Annotated in this window: 18 protein-coding genes, 4 tRNA genes and 1 pseudogene; 16 read left to right on the top strand and 7 right to left on the bottom strand. The window is 66.3% G+C overall.

The features are described from left to right. The first annotated feature begins 36 nt into the window (after positions 1-36). The 12 genes and pseudogenes from AC07NF_RS05655 to AC07NF_RS05710 all read left to right on the top strand — a co-directional run bounded on the left by AC07NF_RS05655 (position 37) and on the right by AC07NF_RS05710 (position 8682). Complete coding sequence (locus AC07NF_RS05655; protein ID WP_494628286.1) at positions 37-1260, top strand: LL-diaminopimelate aminotransferase; 1224 nt, start codon at positions 37-39, stop codon at positions 1258-1260. Between the two features lie 25 nt (positions 1261-1285). Further along, the gene (locus AC07NF_RS05660; protein WP_492810146.1) at positions 1286-2575 is read left to right on the top strand and encodes a homoserine dehydrogenase; all 1290 of its coding nucleotides are present in this window, start codon (positions 1286-1288) and stop codon (positions 2573-2575) included. A 78-nt stretch (positions 2576-2653) separates the two neighbouring features. Further along, positions 2654-3607: a class II fructose-bisphosphatase gene (glpX, locus tag AC07NF_RS05665; protein ID WP_494628283.1), complete on the top strand. Its 954-nt coding sequence runs from the start codon at positions 2654-2656 to the stop codon at positions 3605-3607. A gap of 62 nt (positions 3608-3669) precedes the next feature. Further along, entirely contained in the window at positions 3670-4647 is a 978-nt protein-coding gene (locus AC07NF_RS05670) for a class 1 fructose-bisphosphatase (protein WP_494628281.1), read from the top strand. A gap of 67 nt (positions 4648-4714) precedes the next feature. After that, entirely contained in the window at positions 4715-6535 is a 1821-nt protein-coding gene (recJ, locus tag AC07NF_RS05675; protein ID WP_494628279.1) for a single-stranded-DNA-specific exonuclease RecJ, read from the top strand. A gap of 93 nt (positions 6536-6628) precedes the next feature. Continuing rightward, positions 6629-6703, top strand: a tRNA-Glu gene (locus AC07NF_RS05680). A gap of 46 nt (positions 6704-6749) precedes the next feature. Continuing rightward, positions 6750-6824 (top strand) — tRNA-Glu (locus tag AC07NF_RS05685). A 172-nt stretch (positions 6825-6996) separates the two neighbouring features. Beyond that, positions 6997-7587 (top strand): stationary phase survival cold shock domain protein CspD, encoded by a 591-nt coding sequence (cspD, locus tag AC07NF_RS05690; RefSeq protein ID WP_492810154.1) that lies wholly within the window; start codon positions 6997-6999, stop codon positions 7585-7587. Next, positions 7514-8115, top strand: a pseudogene (locus AC07NF_RS05695) (DUF192 domain-containing protein). Before cspD ends, AC07NF_RS05695 begins: the two are co-directional and overlap by 74 nt. Before the next feature lie 55 nt (positions 8116-8170). Continuing rightward, positions 8171-8247: transfer RNA gene (locus AC07NF_RS05700), tRNA-Pro, on the top strand. 26 nt (positions 8248-8273) lie between these two features. After that, entirely contained in the window at positions 8274-8579 is a 306-nt protein-coding gene (locus AC07NF_RS05705; protein WP_295111623.1) for an ETC complex I subunit, read from the top strand. Between the two features lie 26 nt (positions 8580-8605). Beyond that, positions 8606-8682, top strand: a tRNA-Arg gene (locus AC07NF_RS05710). Between the two features lie 249 nt (positions 8683-8931). Here the strand turns inward: AC07NF_RS05710 and AC07NF_RS05715 are convergent. From AC07NF_RS05715 to AC07NF_RS05745, 7 genes are all read right to left on the bottom strand, one after another. After that, positions 8932-9114: a LysR family transcriptional regulator gene (locus AC07NF_RS05715; RefSeq protein ID WP_492810158.1), complete on the bottom strand. Its 183-nt coding sequence runs from the start codon at positions 9112-9114 to the stop codon at positions 8932-8934. 222 nt (positions 9115-9336) lie between these two features. Further along, entirely contained in the window at positions 9337-9861 is a 525-nt protein-coding gene (locus AC07NF_RS05720; protein ID WP_492810160.1) for a DUF6932 family protein, read from the bottom strand. After that, positions 9858-11966 (bottom strand): peptidase domain-containing ABC transporter, encoded by a 2109-nt coding sequence (locus AC07NF_RS05725; protein WP_492810162.1) that lies wholly within the window; start codon positions 11964-11966, stop codon positions 9858-9860. Before AC07NF_RS05725 ends, AC07NF_RS05720 begins: the two co-directional genes overlap by 4 nt. Beyond that, positions 11966-13168: a beta-barrel domain-containing protein gene (locus AC07NF_RS05730; RefSeq protein ID WP_492810164.1), complete on the bottom strand. Its 1203-nt coding sequence runs from the start codon at positions 13166-13168 to the stop codon at positions 11966-11968. Before AC07NF_RS05730 ends, AC07NF_RS05725 begins: the two co-directional genes overlap by 1 nt. A 109-nt stretch (positions 13169-13277) precedes the next feature. Then, complete coding sequence (locus AC07NF_RS05735; protein ID WP_494628274.1) at positions 13278-14153, bottom strand: GNAT family N-acetyltransferase; 876 nt, start codon at positions 14151-14153, stop codon at positions 13278-13280. Continuing rightward, complete coding sequence (locus AC07NF_RS05740) at positions 14150-15613, bottom strand: radical SAM protein (RefSeq protein WP_492810168.1); 1464 nt, start codon at positions 15611-15613, stop codon at positions 14150-14152. The genes AC07NF_RS05735 and AC07NF_RS05740 overlap by 4 nt, the downstream gene beginning before the upstream one ends. Before the next feature lie 45 nt (positions 15614-15658). Continuing rightward, positions 15659-16567, bottom strand: coding sequence for a hypothetical protein (locus tag AC07NF_RS05745; RefSeq protein WP_492810170.1), 909 nt, complete (start codon positions 16565-16567; stop codon positions 15659-15661). A 396-nt stretch (positions 16568-16963) separates the two neighbouring features. Here AC07NF_RS05745 and AC07NF_RS05750 point away from each other — a divergent pair, with 396 nt between their 5' ends. From AC07NF_RS05750 to AC07NF_RS05765, 4 genes are all read left to right on the top strand, one after another. Then, a complete protein-coding gene (locus tag AC07NF_RS05750; protein WP_494628271.1) occupies positions 16964-17326 on the top strand; it encodes an Ig-like domain-containing domain in 363 nt (120 codons plus the stop codon). A gap of 109 nt (positions 17327-17435) precedes the next feature. Further along, complete coding sequence (locus tag AC07NF_RS05755; protein WP_494628269.1) at positions 17436-17705, top strand: hypothetical protein; 270 nt, start codon at positions 17436-17438, stop codon at positions 17703-17705. Between the two features lie 99 nt (positions 17706-17804). Then, on the top strand, positions 17805-18404 hold the full coding sequence (locus AC07NF_RS05760) for a hypothetical protein (RefSeq protein ID WP_494628267.1): 600 nt from the start codon (positions 17805-17807) through the stop codon (positions 18402-18404). A 217-nt stretch (positions 18405-18621) separates the two neighbouring features. Beyond that, positions 18622-19659 (top strand): hypothetical protein, encoded by a 1038-nt coding sequence (locus AC07NF_RS05765; protein ID WP_494628265.1) that lies wholly within the window; start codon positions 18622-18624, stop codon positions 19657-19659. The last annotated feature ends 16 nt before the right edge of the window (positions 19660-19675 follow it).

Consider the following 19675-nt stretch of genomic DNA (forward strand, 5'->3'; position numbering starts at 1 on the left):
CGCTCCCAGAGCGCCGAAGCGGCGCACAGAGCCCTCATGAGCACCGATTTTCACCGTATCCGCCGTCTGCCGCCCTACGTTTTCGAAGAGGTCAACAAGATCAAGGCGCGCCTCCGCGCCGAGGGGACCGACATCATCGACTTCGGCATGGGCAATCCGGACATGCCCACGCCCCAGCACATCGTCGACAAGCTGATCGAGACGGCGCGTGACCCCAAGGCGGGTCGCTACTCCGCCTCCAAGGGCGTGCCCGGCCTGCGCAAGGCCATGGCCAACTACTATGGCCGCCGTTTCGGCGTGAAGCTGAACCCCGACACCGAGGTGATCGCGACTCTGGGTTCGAAGGAAGGCTTCGCCAACCTGGCCCAGGCCCTGACCGGTCCCGGCGACGTCATCATCTGCCCGAACCCGGCCTATCCGATCCACGCCTTCGGCTTCATCATGGCCGGCGGCATTATCCGCCACGTGCCGGCCCTGTCGCCGGAAGAGTACCTGTCCAATATCAGCCGCGCGGTGAAGCACTCGGTGCCGCCGCCCTCGGTGCTGATCCTCTCCTATCCGTCGAACCCGACGGCGCAGTGGGTGGACTTGGACTTCTATAAGGACGCCGTGGCGCTCGCGAAGAAGCACGATCTGCTGGTGATCAGCGACGTGGCCTATGGCGAGATCTATTTCGACAACAACCCGCCGCCGTCGATCCTGCAGGTCGATGGCGCCAAGGACATCGCCGTCGAGGTCAACTCGCTGTCGAAGACCTACGCCATGGCGGGCTGGCGCGTGGGCATGGTGGTCGGCAACGCCCGCATCTGCGCGGCTTTGGCCCGCGTGAAGTCGTACCTGGACTATGGCGCCTACACCCCGGTGCAGGTGGCAGCGGCCGCGGCGCTGAACGGCCCGCAGGACTGCGTCGACGAGATCCGCGGCATCTACAAGAGCCGCCGCGACACCCTGATCAAGTCGATGAAGGGCGCGGGCTGGGACATCCCCAATCCGCCGGCCTCGATGTTCGCCTGGGCCAAGATCCCGGAACAGTACCGCGAGGCCGGCTCGATGCTGTTCTCGCGCCTGCTGATCGAGGAGGCCGGCGTCGCCGTGGCTCCGGGCATCGGCTTCGGCGAATACGGCGAGGGTTATGTGCGGATCGGTCTGGTCGAGAACGAGCACCGCATCCGCCAGGCGGCGCGCAACGTGAAGAAATTCATCGCCAACGCCGACTCCATCCTGGCCAAGGCCCACAACAAGATGGAACAGGCCTCGTAGGCTGGTTCGACCTAAGGATTCGAAGATGACGAACAAGACCTGGCGCGTCGGCGTCGCGGGCCTGGGCACCGTTGGCGGTGGCCTCCTGCAGTTCCTGGCCGACCGTCCGGACTTCGCGCCGGCCGGCGACAAGGCGGTCGTCACGGCCGTCTCGGCCCGGTCGAAGTCGCGTCCGCGCACGGTCGACATCTCGAACCTGGCCTGGTTCGACGATCCGGTGGCCCTGGCGGCCTCGCCGGATATCGACCTGTTCGTTGAGCTGGTGGGCGGTTCGGACGGTCCGGCCAAGGTCGCCGTCGAGACGGCCCTGAAGGCCGGCAAGCCGGTGGTCACGGCCAACAAGGCCCTGATCGCCGAGCACGGCGCCGAACTGGCTGCTCTGGCGGAAGCCAACAACGTCCCGCTGCTGTTCGAAGCCGCGGTGATGGGTGGCGTGCCGGCCGTGAAGATGATGCGCGAAGCCCTGGTCGGCGACGACATCGTCTCGGTGGCCGGCATTCTCAATGGCACCTGCAACTTCATCCTCTCGGAGATGGAGAAGACCGGTCGCTCGTTCGCCGACGTGCTGCGTGAAGCCCAAGGCCTGGGCTATGCCGAGGCTGACCCGACCATGGACGTCGGCGGCTTCGACGCCGGCCACAAGGTCAGCATCCTGGCCGCCCTGGCCTTCGGCTGCGCTCCGAACTTCGCGGCCGCCGAGATCGAGGGCATCAGCGAGGTCGACCTGCTCGACATCAAGCTGGCCAAGGATCTGGGCTATCGCATCAAGCTGATCGCCAGCGCCGCCAAGTCCGAGGACGGCGTCGCGGTGAAGGTGCATCCGTCGCTGGTGCCGCTGGACCATCCGCTGGCCCAGGCCGGCGGCGCCCTGAACGCGCTCTTTATCGAAGGCAAGCGCATCGGCCGGATCTTCGTGCAAGGTCCGGGCGCCGGCGCGGGTCCGACCGCCGCCGCCGTGGCCGCCGACATCGCCGACGTGATGACCAAGGCCGTGCGGCCTGTTTTCCAGGCGCCGGCCGGCGATCTGACCTCGTTCACGCCGATCGACCCGGCCCGCGCCGTGGGCAAGGCCTATCTGCGCGTGATGGTGAAAGACGAGCCCGGCGTGATCGCCGCGATCTCGGAAACCCTGGCCGAATGCGGCGTCTCGATCGACAGTTTCCTGCAAAAGCCCGTCGATGGCGCGGGTGGCGTCCCGATCGTGCTCGTTACGCATGCGACGCCGGAATCGAAGCTTCTGGACGCGATTAGCCGCATCGAAAAGCTGCAGACCGTGCTAGAGCGTCCCCGCCTTCTGCGTGTCGCGCGCATCTAAAACGACCGGGAAAACTCGGCGTCGAAGGCGACATTGGGAACTAGGCCGCTCTTTTCCGGGAGCGGTCGGGAGAGACGGATGAGTTCGAACACCCTGGACCGCTCGCTGGTCCTGGACGCCGTTCGCGTGACCGAAGCCGCCGCCATCGCCTCGTGGACGATGCTGGGCCGCGGCGACGAGATGGCCGCCGACCAGGCGGCCGTCGACGCGATGCGCAACGCCCTCAATGAGCTGAACATCGACGGCGAGATCGTCATCGGCGAGGGCGAGCGCGACGAGGCGCCGATGCTCTACATCGGCGAGAAGGTCGGCACGGGCAAAGGCCCCAAGATCGACATCGCCCTGGATCCGCTGGAAGGCACGACCCTGGCCGCGAAGGCCCAGCCCAACGCCCTGACCGTGATGGCGTGGGCGCCGAAGGGCACGCTGCTCAACGCGCCCGACACCTATATGGACAAGATCGCCTGCGGCCCGGGCCTGCCCGCCGGGGTGATCGACCTGGACAAGTCGCCGGCCGAGAACATCCAGGCCCTGGCCGAGGCCAAGGGCGTCGCCGCGACCGAGATCACGGTCTGCGTGCTGGATCGTCCGCGTCACGCCGACATCATCGCCAAGGTCCGCGCCGCTGGCGCTCGCATCCATCTGATCACGGACGGCGACGTCGCCGGCGTGATCAACACCACCGATCCTTCGACCGGCATTGACCTGTACCTCGGCTCGGGCGGCGCGCCGGAAGGCGTTCTGGCCTGCGCGGCGCTGAAGTGCGTCGGCGGCCAGTTCCAGGGCCGCTTGCTGTTCCGCAACGGCGACGAGCGCGCCCGCGCCGCCCGTTGGGGCATCACCGAGCTGGACAAGAAGTACGACCTGCACGAGATCGTCCGCGACGAGGCGATCTTCGCCGCCACGGGCGTGACGCGCGGCGGGCTGGTGGACGGCGTCATCTTCCGCGATGGCTGCGTCCACACCCACACCCTGGTGATGAACTCGTCGACGGGCACCGTCCGCGAAGTTCGCATGAAGCGTAAGGTCTGAGACCTTCCTGTCACGGTCGCCCTGTAGAGGCGGCCGTTCTGCTTTCTGGTTTTGAGGTTCCTATGACCACCTTTGTCGACTTGGCCGCCTGGCTCGCGGCGGAGCCGGCGGACGCCGCCCTCAAGGACGTCGTCCAGACGGTCGCCACGACCTGCGCGCAGATCAGCCGCGTCGTCGCCTCCGGCGCCCTGTCGGGCAGCCTGGGCGCGGCGGGCAGCACCAATGTGCAGGACGAGGAGCAGAAGAAGCTCGACGTCATCACCAACGACATGCTGAGCGACGCCCTGAAGGCCTGCGCCGCTGTCGCGGGCCTGGCCTCGGAAGAGCTGGAAGAGGTCGAGCCCACCGGCCGTGTGGGCGGTTATCTGGTGACCTTCGACCCGCTGGACGGCTCCAGCAACATCGACGTCAACGTCTCGGTGGGGACGATCTTCTCGGTGCTGCCGGCCCCGGCCGATCATGCGCCGGCCGAGGCCGACTTCCTGCAGACCGGCCGCAATCAGGTCGCCGCCGGCTATGCCGTCTATGGCCCGCAGACCATGCTGGTCATTACGCTGTCGGGCGGCGTCAACGGCTTCACCCTGAACGCCGACGGCCAGTGGCTGCTGACCCATCCGGCCATCGCCATCAAGGCCGACACCGCCGAGTTCGCCATCAACATGTCGAACCAGCGCCATTGGGCCGCGCCCGTGCGCCGCTATATCGACGGCTGCCTGCAGGGCAAGGACGGCCCGCGGGCCAAGAACTTCAACATGCGCTGGGTGGCCTCGATGGTCGCCGACGTTCACCGCATCATGATGCGCGGCGGTGTTTTCATGTACCCGTGGGACGCGCGCGAGCCCGACAAGCCCGGCAAACTGCGCTTGATGTACGAGGCCAATCCGATGAGCCTGCTGGTCGAACGGGCCGGCGGCAAGTCGACCGAGGCGGTGATCGACATCCTCGACATCCAGCCGACCAAGCTGCACCAGCGCGTGCCGGTGGTGCTGGGCTCGGCGAATGAGGTGGAAGTGATCCGGGCGGAAGCCAAAGCCGGCTAACCCACGTCCGGGACTGTCGTGTCCGCGCCGCATGGTCCGAATCCACGTGACCAGCTACTCTCCAGCGATGCCTGCCGATGGTGTCACCGATATTTCTCCTGCCGCCTTCCTGGGCGTCGAACGTTCGCTGAGCGGCCGCGCCTGGCGCGAGCGTCCGGCCGACATGGCCGTGGTGCGCGACATCCAGCAGCGTCACGGCTTGACCGAGCCTTTGGCGCGCGCCTTGGTCTCGCGCGGCGTCACTCTGGATCATGCCGAACACTATCTGCGCCCGACCCTGAAGGCGCTGTTCCCTGACCCGTCCAGCTTCACCGACATGGACCGGGCCGCCGAGATCCTGATCGATGCCCTGGAGCAGGGTCGCCCAACCATGGTCTTCGCCGACTACGACGTCGACGGGGCCACCAGCGCCGCCCAGCTGGTCCGCTGGTTCCGCTACATGGGCGTCGAGCTGCCCATCTATATTCCCGACCGCCTGACCGAGGGTTACGGCCCCAGCCCGGCGGCCTTCAAGACCATCCGCGACAGCGGGGCCGAACTGGTCGTGACCCTGGATTGCGGCGCGGCGGCCTATGACGCCATCACCAGCGCCGGCGAGATCGGCCTGGAGGTCGTGGTCATCGACCACCACCTGATGCGCGAGGATCCGCCGGCCGCCGCCGCCGTGGTCAATCCCAACCGTCCGGGCTGCCAGAGCGGGCAGGGGGTCTTGGCCGCCGCGGGTGTGACCTTCGTGCTGCTGGCCGCCCTGAACCGCGAAGCCCGCAAGCGCGGCCTGTTCACCGACGATCGTCCGCAGCCGGACCTTCGCCAGTGGCTGGACCTGGTGGCCCTGGGCGAGGTCTGCGACGTCACCCAGCTGGTCGGCTTCAACCGCGCCCTGACGGCGCTGGGTCTTCGGGCGATGGGCGCCTGGGCCAATCCGGGGCTGAAGGCGCTATTCGAGGTCGGCAAGGGTTCGGGCGATCCGTCCGTGTTCCACGCCGGCTTCATCCTGGGGCCGCGCATCAACGCCGGCGGCCGTATCGGTCGCTCGGACCTCGGCGCCAAGCTGCTCTCCACCGACGACCCGTTGGAGGCCGCCGCCCTGGCCGAGGAGCTCGACAGCCTCAACACCGAACGCAAGGCCGTCGAGGCCGCCGTGGTCGAAGAGGCCGCGGCCCTGCTGGAGCGCGGCAGCAACTTCAATCCGGACGCGCCGGTGATCGTGGTGGCCGGCGATGACTGGCACCCCGGCGTCATCGGCATCGTCGCGGGCCGCCTGCGCGAGCGCTATCGCAAGCCGGTGGTGGTGATCGGCGTCGATCGCGCCGCCAATGTCGGCAAGGGCTCAGGCCGCTCGCAGCCCGGCGTGAACCTGGGCAAGGCCATCCAGGAAGCCTTCGAGGCGGGCCTGCTGATGGCCGGCGGCGGTCACGCCATGGCGGCGGGTCTGTCGATCCGTCCCGACGCGATCCCCGAGTTCCGCGCCTTCCTGGAAGAGCGCCTGGCGGGCGAGATGGAGGCCGTGGGAATCGAGTCGGTCGAGATCGACGCCCTGCTGCAACCGCGCGCGGCGAATCGCGCCTTGCTCGACGACTTCCAGCGCCTGGCGCCGTTCGGTCCGGGCAATCCCGAGCCGATGTTCGCCCTGAGTCAGGTTCGGCCCGATCGCGTCTCGGCCCTGAAGGGCGGTCACGTGCGCATGGACCTGGTCGGCCCGACCGGCGACCGCATCAAGGCGATCAGCTGGCGCAGCGCCGAAACCCCGCTGGGTCAGCGCCTGCTGGCTGGCGGCGGGGCCTTGGACGTCGTCGGCAAGCTCAAGCCGGACGACTACATGGGGCGCAATGGTGTCCAGCTGGAGATCGAAGACGCCAACGATCCTCGGGCTCGCTACACGTCCTGAGGTCGGGATATGGGCGGACTGAAAAAATCCGTTTTCGGCGGCTTGCGCACCCCAAAGGTCGCGGCTATACACCCGCTTCCTCGCGGGGCCGCTGGTCCCTTCGTCTATCGGTTAGGACGCCAGATTTTCAATCTGGAGAGAGGGGTTCGACTCCCCTAGGGACTGCCACCCGCGAGGACTACATATCGGCTATGTTCCGCTTCGGCGGTTATGTGGTCCCTTCGTCTATCGGTTAGGACGCCAGATTTTCAATCTGGAGAGAGGGGTTCGACTCCCCTAGGGACTGCCATCTCTGGCTGTATTTCAGGATTGTTACTGTGTTGTATCTGCGACGAAATGTCGCGGAACGCACCCACACGCGGTTTTGACGTGATTTCGTCATTGACGGCTCTCGTCACGCGAGAACACTGTTCTCGTAGTGCTTGCTCCGATGGGCTGATTGGGCAAGCCAGAGGGGTGGGATGTCTGGTTTCGATTTTGAGGACGCTGCGGCGCACGAAGAGTTCGTGCGCATCAGCGGGAGGGTGAAGTGGTTCGACGCCGGTAAGGGCTATGGGTTCATCGTACCCGATGATCCCGGCCAGACCGGGCTGAAGGACGTACTTCTACATGTGACGTCGCTGCGTAACTGCGGCCGCGAAACCGCCATGGAGGGGGCGGTGATCGTGTGTGACGTCGTGAAAAGGCCCAAGGGCTGGCAGGTCTGCGAGGTGGTCAATCTCGACGAGACCTCGGCGCCCGCGCCGCTGGAGCGCCAGAGGCGGACCTTCGCCGACGGGCCGCCGCGGCGGGACCCCCTGCGGGAAGGTCACGGACGCCATGCTCTGGAGCCCGAGGGGCCGCCGGAGCACGCCAAGGTCAAGTGGTTCAACCGCACCAAGGGCTATGGCTTCGTGATCCGCGACGCCGAGCCGGGCGACATCTTCGTGCATATCGAGACGCTCCGCCGGGGCGGGCTCGAGGACCTGCAGCCGGGCGATGACGTCCTGGTGCGGTTCGCGCGCGGGCCCAAGGGCCTGGTCGTCGCGGAGATCACGGCCGGAGACGTCTGACTTCCGCCGCCCGACTCCGAAAGCTAGTCTGATGGGGATTGGCTTTCGGTGAGGTGGCGCGTGGCGGAACGGATGATCGACAGGCGTGCCTTGCTGGCCGCGCTGACGCTGAGCGTTGGCGCGGGCGGCGAAGTCTTGGCCGCGCCCAAGCTGGAGACGGTCGAGATCGTCACCGGCCGTGGTCGCGCGCGTTTCCAGGTCGAGATCGCCGCCACAATGGCCCAGCAGAAGCAGGGGCTGATGTTCCGCAAGTCCCTGGCGCCCGACCGGGGCATGCTCTTCACCTACAAGCGGCCGCAGCCGGCGGCCTACTGGATGAAGAATACGCTGATCCCGCTGGACATCATCTACATCGCGCCCAACGGGACGATCCTGTCGCTGGTCCGCAATGCTCGTCCGCACGACGAGACGCCGCTGCCCTCGGGCGGCATGGTGCTGGGCGTGCTGGAGATCGCCGGCGGCCGCGCGGCGCAGCTCGGAATCCTGCCGGGAGATCGCGTCTTGCACAGGATCTTTCCAAAGGCGTGACGCTTTCGTTGATCCGCACGCCAAACGCCTGTAGAGCAGCCGCCTGCCGGTGTTTCGGAGCGTAGCGCAGTCTGGTAGCGCGCCTGGTTTGGGACCAGGATGTCGCAGGTTCAAATCCTGCCGCTCCGACCACCGGCAAGGTACTTTGGAGAAGGTCCATGCTGGCCCGCATCTATCGCCCCGCCAAGAACGCCATGCAGTCCGGCAAGGCCAAGACCAAGGACTGGGTGCTGGAGTTCGAACCGGCCTCGGCCCGCAAGCCTGACCCGCTGATGGGCTGGACCACGTCCAGCGACATGAACGGCCAGATTCGCCTGACCTTCGAGACCCGCGACGAGGCCGTGGCCTACGCCCAGCGTCACGAGATCGCCTTCCAGCTCTTCGAGCCGAAGGCCCCCAAGAAGATTATCAAAGCCTACGCCGACAATTTCGCGGCCAACCGCAAGCAGCCCTGGACCCACTAGGGCTCTCGCGGGGCTAGCCGGCATGCGCGCCCTTAGCTCAGCTGGATAGAGCACTCGCCTTCTAAGCGAGCGGTCGCTGGTTCGAATCCAGCAGGGCGCGCCAGCTCCCCGGCTGGTCGCGGACGTGCGCGCGCATTCCCAAAGGTTCCCTAAGTTTCCTTTTCCTCCTTAAGGCGGAGCGGAGGAGGGGTATTCGTTGCGCCCTGGAAGCGGGCCTAGGAGTTCGTCGAGAGCGTCCGCCAGGTGAATCTCGAACAGGGCTAACATCTGTTCCGTAGCAGGTCGCGTCTCTGGCCAGTCGCCTGCCTCCACCATCTGCATGGGTGGTAGAGCGCGTTTGGGCCTTCCCGCGTCAGCACAGTCCTCGGCCAGCCTTGCGCAGGATGGGAGTACCGAGCTGAGCCTCGAGTTTTTGCATCTGCATGCTGATGGTCGAGGGCGAGCGGCCAACCATGGCGGCAGCCTTGGAGAACGCGCCAAGCGAAACGCCGGCGACCAAGGATCTGAGGCTGTCGAGGTCAAGCGTGTTGCGCATCCGGCGGCCCCGTCATGAAAATCATGACCGACCTATTCTGGTGGTGTTCCAATTGTTCGGAAAAACCGAAGTGTCGTCTTGTGGCGCAGCGCGCGCCCTTGACGCGGAGGTCAAGAACGATCGAGCCCTCGGCAGCAACAGTTAAACTGGATCAGCGTGGTCTAGTGAGCCCGGCGCTCGTGTGGTCAGGGCGGGTTGGCTCGGCGCTCCGCGCTTAACGGGCTAGCCGTGAGCCCCGGACGCGGCGCGGTCCGTAAGCAAGAAAATGGCCCGCTGCACACCGTCCCGCCGGTGCGAATAGTAAGCCGCCGTGCGCATCAGCACGATGCTGTCGCGCACGGCGTCGCCGGTCAGATTAGTGGTCGACATATCCACGCCGAACACAGAGCGTGTGAAGTCACGGTCATAATAGAGCGCTAGAGCCTCAGGACCGAGATCGCCCGACACAATATTCGAAAGGTCCACGTCGCCTGGATAGTCCTTGTCATCAAAAAAGCTTCCGCCCAGCACCTGCAGGAGGGGAGGCCGGTCAAGCGCCCTTACTGCGGCGACATAGGCGCATAGGCCATCAAAGAGACCACGTCGACGCGCGTTGTAAGCAAAGCGCCGTCCGATCTGGTCCAAGGATAGCTCGAAGGGCGCGTTGAAGACGGTGTGAAACTCCGGCCTCTTCTGAACAGGGTCGACTGAGCCATTGACGAAGGCAAGGTCCGGCGCGCGATGAAGAATTTTGCGGTCGGAAGTCATTGTAGCGGCCTCAAGGTTCCATTCTCCAGAACCAACACGCGATCGGCGGCGCGGATCGTGTCGGGGCGATGGGCGACCACCACGCGGGTGATGTTCAGAGACTTCAGCGCGCGATTGATCCTCGTCTCGCGCTCGAGATCCAGGTGCGAGGTTCCCTCGTCCATGATCAGTATCTGCGGGCGGCGATAGAGAGCGCGGGCGATCAGCAGGCGCTGGCGCTGGCCGCCCGACAGCATCGAACCCATGTCGCCCACCAGGCTGGCATAGCCCATCGGCAGATTGGCGATGTCCTCGTCGATGGCCGAGGCCTCGGCCGCCCAGCGGACCTGGTCCATATCGGGTTCGGGCGCAAATAGGGTGATGTTGTCCAGCACCGTGCCGGCGAAGAGCTGATCATCCTGCATCACAAAACTGGCGCGCCGGCGGATCAGGTGCGCCCCTAGCGACTGCAACGGTTGGCCATCGATGAGGACCTGGCCCGATGTCGGCGCGCTCAAGCCTACCAGCAGCCTCAAAAGGGTGGATTTGCCGCCACCCGAACGACCGGTGATCGCGACAAACTCGCCCGCGGCCACCTTGAAGTTGACGTCGTCAAGCACGTGGCGGTCGAACGGCGAATACTGGAAGGCGACGTTCTTGAACTCGATTTCGCCCTGCAGCCGTTGGTCGGCCTTGTCGGAGGCTTCCAGGTTCTGCTCGGTCGTCGTTGTCACGATGTCGGCGACCCGCTCGAGCTGAACGTCGAGCAGCGCAAAGACGATGATCTGGTCGACCAGAGCCCCGACGCGCGAGAGGAACTGCGACTTGTAGGCCAGGAACGCGGTCAGCACCCCAACGGTGAGCTCGCCGCCGAGCGCCATCTTTGCGCCCAGGAAGATGACCAGGGCGTCGCTGACGCCGGAAATGGCCTGGTTGAGGGTTACGACGGCGAGGTTGACGTTTCCGCGGCGGATCTGGGCGTTGACCGTCGCGGCCGCGTTGCTGCGCCAGACATCCTCGCGCTCGCGCTCCGCGCCATTGACCTTGATCGTCGCGATCGTTCGCAGGGTTTCGAGGAAGCGGGTCTGCTCGCGCGCCTCGGCGGCCAGCGCCGCGCCCGCGACATTCCGGTTTGTTTGAATGGTCGCCACACGAAGACCCACCGAGATCAGCACGAAGACGAAGACGATGAGGGTCAGCTTCAAGCTGTAGGCCAGCATGATGGCTGTGGCGGCCACCGACAGCAGGCCGTCGATCAGCGCCGTCACGGCGCCCGAGCCGATCGCTTGCTGGATCGGGGCCAGGGCGCGAAACCGCTGCTGCAGGTCGCCGACCTGCCGCTTCTGGAAATAGCTCAGCGGCAACCGGATCAGATGTTGGAACACAGCCGACATCATGTCGAACGACAGGACTTGGGTGATGAACTGGGTGGCGTAGCCGCGCATCAGCGACACGACCGCCGAGAAGATGTTCACCGCGACCACCCCGCAAAACAGCAGCGTGAGAATGTCGACATCGCCCTTCTGCAGGCCCTCGTCGATCACCATCTGCATGTAGAGGGGGATCGCCAGCACCGCTGCTTGCAGGACCAGCGAGAGCAGGAAGCACTGGGCGAAGGCCATGGAGAGCGCGGGCGTAAGGCGCACCAGCTTGTCGACGCTTAAGGGGCGCTGGGCGGCCTTGCGCTCGAAGCGGGGCGTGGGCGCCAGCTCCATGGCGATGCCGGTAAAGTGGGGCGAGGCTTCCGCCAGACTCATGCCCACCAGGCCAGCGGACGGATCGGCGATGAATAGCCGCTTGCGGCCGACCTTGTAGAGCACGACGAAATGGCCAAGATTCCAATGCAGGATCGCGGGCAGGCGCAACTTCAGAAGATCGTCCATCTCGCAGCGAACGATACGGCTGCTCAGGCCCATGCCATCGCTGGTCATGGCCAGGTCCCTGGCCGTGGAGCCGCGTGCGGAAACCTCATAGTCGCGTCGAAGGCTGGCGATGTCGATGCGCATGCCATGGTGATTGGCCACCATGGCCAGGCACGCCAGTCCGCACTCCGAGGTCTCGGCCTGCCGGATCAGCTTGAAGTCTGGCACGATGCTGAAATCCAGCCAGGGAAGCTGCTGCGACATCACATGCGACCGGCGCTGGAAATCATCGGTTCGAAAAGCCACTCGAACAAAGTTCTCTTCTCCAGGATCAGGTCGGCTTTCAGGCTCATGCCGGGCCGCAGACGGTTCTCGGCGCCAAAGCCGTAGACCGTCTGTGTGTCGAGCCGGACGCGGACGGCGTAGACGGGCTCGGCGGCGGCGTTGGTGGTGATCGGCTCGACACGGACCGGGCTGCGCGAAACGCTGATCACCGTCCCTCGGCCGGCCCCGAACTTCTGATAGGGAAAGGCGTCGTAGAGCAGCCGCGCTTGGTCGCCTGGACGCACGAAGCCGATGGCGCGCGAGGGAACATAGAGCTCGGCGATGAGCGGGACATCCTCGGGGACCAGCGAAAGCACGGTTTCGCCCGACTGGATCTTGGCGCCCGTGGTGATGCGCAGGCCACTGACCACGCCCGCGATCGGCGCGCGGGTGCGATAGCCGCTTTCCTGCGCCACGGACAGGCGTCGCTCCTTCAGTTGCGAGGCGGCCGCGGCATTGCGCTGGCGTTCGATCTGCGCTTGCGCCTGCAGCCGGCTGATTTCCAGCGGCTGGCCCCTGACGTCCGCCTTGGCCGTGGTGAGCTCGGCCATGAGCTGCTGCTCCTGAAGCTGCGCGGCCAGGACCGCATCGGCGCGCCGGCGCGCTTCCTCGGCCGCCACCAGTCCCTGCTTGAAAAGCTTGTCGCCGATCAAGGCGCGTTCCTCGGCGATACGTCGACGCGAGGCAGCCGTGGCGATCTGCCCCGAAAGGTTTTCGATCTTGGCGCGGGCGACGTCGCCTCTCTGATGGACGAGGGCGAGCTCGGTGGCCAGGTTGCGATCGGCGCTGGCTTGCTGAGCCGCCAGAAGCCCATCCTGCTCGTTCAGCAGGCTAAGTTCCTCGAGCCGCTGGGAGGCCCCGCCGATGAGCGCGGCCTCGGTGCGCACCTCGAACAACGGCGCTCCGGCGGCGACCGTCTGGCCTTCCTTGACGAACAGCGCCGACAGCACCCCGCCGCGTTCGCCGGTCATGACGACTTCGCCTGATATCGGCCGCAGTAGGCCCATGGCCATTTCCTTGCGGGCGAACCGGCCCGCGAACAGGAACACCAGCGCCGTCAGGAACATCAGCAGCAGGCAGCCGGTAACCAAATGCCACCCGAGCGGCACGATCGCCACGGGGCGGGGCTTGAGAATGTCCAATCGCCGCTGCAGCGCTTCTTGGCGGAAGAGGCTGGTCGGCTCCTCCGGTTGGCCTTCGCGCGGCGCGATCCGGCGGCGGGCCAGGATGGTCGGTTCCTTGGCGGCCGGTTCAACCATCGGCCTGGATCCGATGTTCCGCCGCCAGGCCGCACCATTCGAAGTGACGGGGGCCGCGAACCTTGCAGAAGGCGAACATCCGCGGGTAGCGCTCGTCGGTGCTGAAGGTCACGGAAGGCCAGCCGCGGCCGGCGGCGCGCAGAAAGACTGCGCGCCAGACCGACAGGATGGCGCGGTCAGCGCCCTGCTGAGACCTGACATAGCTCGAGGTCGCTCGCAGCCAGCCGTCCTCGATCGCGTGGCAGATGATCCATCCGGCCAGGTCGCCGGCGTGGGTCAGCGCCAGACTGAACTCGGGGATCCAGGGTTTTGCGTCCGGCGCGGCCGGTATGAAGCGGTGCGGCGCCAAGGCGGTCGGGGCCCAGTCCGGCGAGGCCCGATCCTCGCGCCAGGCCTCCAGGCCCCAGGGCGGGGTCAGGCGCGCGCCGCCCAGGTCGGCGGCGAGTTGGGCGGGGTCCCCTTTGACGGTCACGGTGGTCGGGCCCACGCGCCGCCACCCCGATCGCACCGCCGCATCGCCAAGGTCGCGTTCAGCGCGCGCCGACAGCGGCACTTCGGCCGATATTGTCGCCACGCCTTGGCGCGCGGCGGCGCCTCTAAAGGCGTCGACCAGGGCGCGACCCAGGCCTTGGCCCCGGAGCGAGGGCGCGATGGAGACCGAGAGCAGGCGCGCCTGGTCGGCGCTGCGTCTACCCAGGGCCAGGCCCGCCGCCACGGGCTCGCCTTCGATCGTGGCGACCAGACCGACGGCCAGGACGCCCCCCGGCGCGGGACGGCGCAGGAGGGCGGCCATGCTCGGATAGGTCAGGCACGTGAAGTCGAGGGCGGGTAGGCTATGAGGATCGGCGAAGAGGACCGAAGGCGTCATGCGGGCTGCAGGGACAGAACCTCTTCCAGGCGCTGGGCGGCGGCCGAGACGCTGTCCAGGCTATGGCGCTCGCCGGTGATACGGCGACCGTTGCGAGAGGTGCCCGACACGCCCTCGATCCAGTCGTCGCGCGTGACCAGCCCCTTCTGTTCAGCGCGCATGAACATGCGTTCGGCGAAGTTGAACTTCCAGCTGGGGCAGGGAAGGCCGGATTCGCCGGATTGCTGGTCGTTGTGCACCGTCTTGAACGCGCAGGCGCCAGCGCACATCGGCAGGATCTTGCAGTCCGAGCAGACCGGATTGTTGAACGGCGACCAGGCGGCCCATCGTTGAGCCGGCTTGCTCTTCTCGGCCTTGGCCATGTCGAAGATCGTGCCGTGGCGTAGTTCGGGCTGGTTGACCGTGTCCCAGCACTTGTGGACGTCGCCGGTTGGGGTGACGACGATGCTCTTGGGGCGAACCGCCTGGCACAGGCCCAGATACTTGCCGCCAGGCGGAGCGGAAGCCAAGCCGAGCCTGGCCGCCTCGCGCTGCACCTCGATCTCGAACTTGGCGTAGGTTTCCTTCTGAAGGTTGGAGGATTCGCAGCTGGCGCAGTCCACCGTGCTGGCCTCGACAGGCGCGAAATAGACCGAGACGCGCTTCTTCTGGCTCAGGCCGCGGTCGTGGAGGTCCTGCAGCATCTCGTAGACCGCCGCCTGGTTGGTCATGTCGACATTGACGCGGATGACGATATTGATCGGCGGCGCGTCCGCGGCCACGGCGCAGATATTCTCCAGGATGCGCTCATAGGACCCGCGCCCCGACAGCAGGGGGCGGCGGACGTCGTGCACCTCGGCGGGACCATCCAGCGTGATCTGGGCGACCGAGACGCCGGTTTCGGCTAGGCGGCGCGCGACTTCAGGCGTGAAGAGGTAGCCGTTGGTGACGATTGAGCCGCTCTTGCTGGCGCGCTTTTCCAGGCGAACCTGGTCCAGGCGTTCGGCTAGGTCGAAGAGTGCTTCCTGGCCCATCAAGGGCTCGCCGCCATACCAGCAGAGCGAGAGGTTGCCGCCGGGCGGCAGGGCTTCGCGGACATAGTCGACGATGGCGTCGCGCACCTTGACGCCCATCTTGGTCGAGGGCTTGACCATGCCCTGGAAGCAGTAGCCGCAGGCGAGGTTGCAGTAGAGCGTCGTGCAGACCGTGATCTGCAGGCTCCGCTCCGACTGGCGGTTCTTGTCGTAGTCGGCCCGGACCATGCCCAGCTCGTCGACCATGTCGGGCATGACGAACCGGGCCGTTGCGAAGCCCTCGGCGGCAGGGTCCAGACTGTCCAGCCCGTCCTCTTGCGCCCGCTCCCAGACGGCGATGTCTTCGCGATCCCAAAGGGCGAAGGCCTGGGAGACGCTGCTATAGGCCAGCATTCGATCATCCCGCAGCGGGATGGTCAGCGTGTATTTCGACGGAACAAGCCGCATGTGTCCCACTTTCTGAACTAAGGAATTTGACCGGCGATGCGCGCGCTAGACGCCCGGCACGCCGGGCAGGACATTGACGAGGCAGGCGTCGGCCGCGCACAGGTCGCCCGGCGCAATGTCAACGACGCAGGCCGCCGCCATGCAGAGGTCAGCCGCGCAGGCGGCGACGTAGCAGGCCGCCGCGCCGCAGCCATCGACCCCGCAGCCCGCGATCGCACAGGCGTCGCCGGCGCACATCGCGCCGACGCAGCCGTCGGCAACGCAGCCGGTCGCGCCGCCGCCCGGATCGACCCCCGCGCCCGCCGTGCCGCAATAGTCCGTCGTGCAGTAACCCTCGGTCCAGCAGCCTTCGGAGCCGCAAGTATTGCCCTGCGTCGTGCAGGCCACGACCAGCACCGAGCAGTGGCCGTCATCGGTGTCGTTCATCGTGCAGCCTTCCCAGCTGCCGTCGTCGCCGACGCACATGTAGTCGTCGTTGCAGGGAAGGTTGTTCATGCAGCCGTCGTCGGAGTTCTTGCCGCCGGCCACCTGGCTGAGCTGGTAGTCGTTGAGCTCGCGGCCGACGCTCTTGGCGAGCTGTTCGCGGGTCTGGTTCGACGCGTGCGAAGCCATCTGCGACTTGAAATAGATGATCTGGCCGAAGGTCTCGCGGTTGGTCCGGACCCGCGCCGTCGCCGCGTCGCTGCGCCCTTGGGAGACCTCCATTTCGACGCCATCGAACGTGACCGTGTACGCGCCGACGCCGGCGATCTCGAACTGGATCACCTCGCGCCCCTGGACGCCGCCGGTGAAGGCGCGGTCGAGCAGATACTCGAATACGAACGGAACCGCGTCGCCGGTGAAGACCGAACGCGCGCCGGTTTTGACTTCGCGCGCGGCGCGGGCCTCTTCCAGGGCCGGGGCGTCAAAACGGAAAGCCTTGTCGAACTTTTCCAGCGCGATGAGGTTGTCCACCCGGATGTCACCGGAGGCGATGGCGGAGCGGGGGTCGCGCAGCTTCGTTGAAGCAATTCTCGGCGCGTCAATAATTTTCATGTCATCCTCGGCATTGGGTTATCTTTCGGCGCGCGGACTCCGCTTCGCCAGCCAAGAGGTGGGCGAGTTTGTTCGAGATAAACCTTCGTCAATCCGTCACTATTACTTTATAACATCGCGCATCGCCATGAGCGTCCGCTCATGTCGCTTCATCTATGCTTGAAAATGCACCCTTGAGATGATTTCGATGTCGATACACCTCGACACAACGGCCTAGCTCGTGTCAAGGTGGAAAGCAACTTTAGATCGTATATCAGTCGCGCTAAGATGGAGGTGGCATTTATCATGACGGTTGAGGCGCAAGCAGATTGGATCGTGTCCACGCCGGCCGACGGCGGCGCGGAACTCCGGGCGCACCTGCCCCCGGTCGTGATCTCGACCTCGATCCCCACCGGGGCGACCGAGGTCGCGCCAGGCCCCTGCGAGCTGCGCGTCACCTTCAGTGAGGCCATGGCCGACCATGCCTGGTCGGTCGTGGAATGGGCGCCGGGTTCGGCGCCGAAGCTGGCTGGCGCGCCGCGCCTGATCGATGGGGGGCGCGTCGCAGTGCTGCCGTTGGTGCTCGCGCCGAGCAGCCTCTACGCCTTCTGGCTCAACACGCCCGCCCACCACCACTTCACCGACCAGCAGGGCTATCCGCTGGTCCCGTATCTGATCGGCTTCCATACCGGGGCTTGAGGACCATGCGCCGTTCCAACCCCGCGCGCTGGAATATCCGGGACCTACGGGGCGAACCGGCTCAGAGCCATGTCGCCGCGTTCAGCACCGCCACGCAGGAGGCGAGGCGATGACCGCGCCAGACAAGGCCTCGAACGCCTGGTTCAGGTATATGGTCATGACGGGGCGGATCACGGCATTCCCTGCCAACTGGAAGGGCTGGATCGCCTTCCTGTTGATCATCGCCGCGCCGGCCGGAACCGTCTTTCTGATCTCGCGTGTCTTGCCGGACCTGCCGAAGGATCAGCGTTTTCTCGTGTTCTTCGCCGTCTTCGTCCTGGCGTTCGCCGTGCTTGCCCTGCTGGTCTTCTTCAAGGGTGAACGCGTCCCGATAAAATGAGGCGCCAAGGGTAATAAATTTAAGATTGCAAATATCATTGATTCAAACCTAGGTGTAGTTGTCGCCAAACTTGGTGGCTTTCATGTAGGGGATTGAGTGATGAAGCTGATCGATGCGCCCAAGTTCGGGACGAGCGAAATGCGCGATCCGCGCGCGGCGCTCGCGACGGGGGATATCCGCGTCGACAACATCTTCACTCTGGAGAAGTTCGAGCGCGCCTTCCTCTTCGATGACGATGCGCTCGAAGATGGCGGTTTCAACCACGCCCTCAAGCAAAAGGCCGGTTCAGCGGCGGTGATGAAGGCCTTCTTCGGCGGCGTGCTTCAGGCCGCGTTCGTCGGGGGTGTCGTCGGCCGTGAGGTGATGCACATCTATCTCGAGGACGAAGGGGCCTACACGGTGGCCTTCGATGGCGAGGACCTGGAAGTTTCCGAAGGCCACAACGGCTCGGCCACCGCCCACCTGTCGACCGATGGCGCCACCCTGGCGGCGGTCGCCGTGTTCAAGGCCAAGATGAATTCGAGCGCGGCGCGCGCCTTCAAGGCCGACACCGCCCTGCGGGTGGGCGCGGAACTGAAGGATCACCAGCTGGGGCAGGTCGCCGGCGGGAAAGGGTCCGACTACAGCTGCGGGGTCGACTCGTGCGGGGCCGACTCGCCACCTCCCGTTGAGAACTGCGTCACCCAGTTTATCGTCTGAGCCGTACCGCGCGGTGAACCTGCGCCCTCGCCAACTCGCCGATCAGGCGGCTGCGAATAGGCGCGGCCGCCCATGGCGCGCGCGCCAAGGTTGTCCCGCAGCCTTGGATCGAATGTCGCGACGTCCCGGCCCAGCGATCGGCGCCCTGGTCGCCTTGGCTCTCCTGGCGGTCCACGGACGGGCGTGGGCGGATCCGTCGGGGGTGGATTGGGTGTCGTTGACGCGCCGCGACGTCGAGACGGCCACGACGTTGCTGGCCGACAATCACCCGGCTGCCGCGACCGCTCTGGGCGACACAGCCTTCGTGGAGACTTTGCGAGACGCGGGGCGGGAGGCGTTGGCTGCCGCCGCCGCCGCGCGCGACCGGAGCGATCATGATCGCGCGCTCACACGGCTAGCGGGGCGCTTCGCCGATCCGCATATCGCCTGGCGCGCTTTCGATCGGACGCCGAGATTACAAAGCTCGCCGGGCGCGGAGGCCGGCTATGGCGTGGGCGTCTCGGCGGAGGCGGCGTGGATCTCGCTCGGCGGATTGGATGCTCAGGCGGCTGGGGTCGTCCGCGACCTCCAGGGGAATCTGCCGCGCGTGCTCGCCGCGCCTCGCGTGATCATCGATCTGCGCGGCAATGCCGGAGGGGACTCCTATTACGGCGACGCGATCATCACGTTGATCTTCGGTCGCCCCGCGATCGAGGCGCTTCATGCCGCGCCCAGCGGAGGATGCGGTTCGGTCTGGCGCGCTTCGCCGGGCAATCTCGAAACCTTGCAGACCTATCGCGCGCGCCTGGCGTCTTCGCGACCCAACGCGGCGCGCGGGCTTGGCGAGGAGGCGGCTCTGATGCAGGCCGCGCTGAACGCGGGCAGCGCCTTCAACAGGCCTATTCCGGCTCGGTGCCTGACCGCGCGACCGCCAGAGCCTTCGATCGCCAAGGTCGCGGCCGCGGACAAGGTGCTGGTTCTGACCGACGAGGCCTGTTTCAGCTCCTGCCTGCTGTTTGTCGCTTCCCTGCGTCGGCTTGGCGTGCGGCAGGCGGGGTGGCCGACCGGAGCGATGAACCACTACATGGAGGTTCGGGCCGTCACACTGCCGTCCGGTCTGGGGACCTTTAGCACCCTGCAGAAAGTCGCGCTCGATCGCCCGGCCGCGATCGGCCCCTTCATCCCCGACTTTCCGCTTCCACGTGAGCTTGCCGGCGCGCAGCTGGAGGCGCGCGTTCGAGCCCTTGATGTCTCGCGAGGCGGCCGGCCGCGGTAACGAAGTCGCCGGCAGC

The organism is Caulobacter sp. GW821-FHT10A06, from assembly GCF_059415805.1.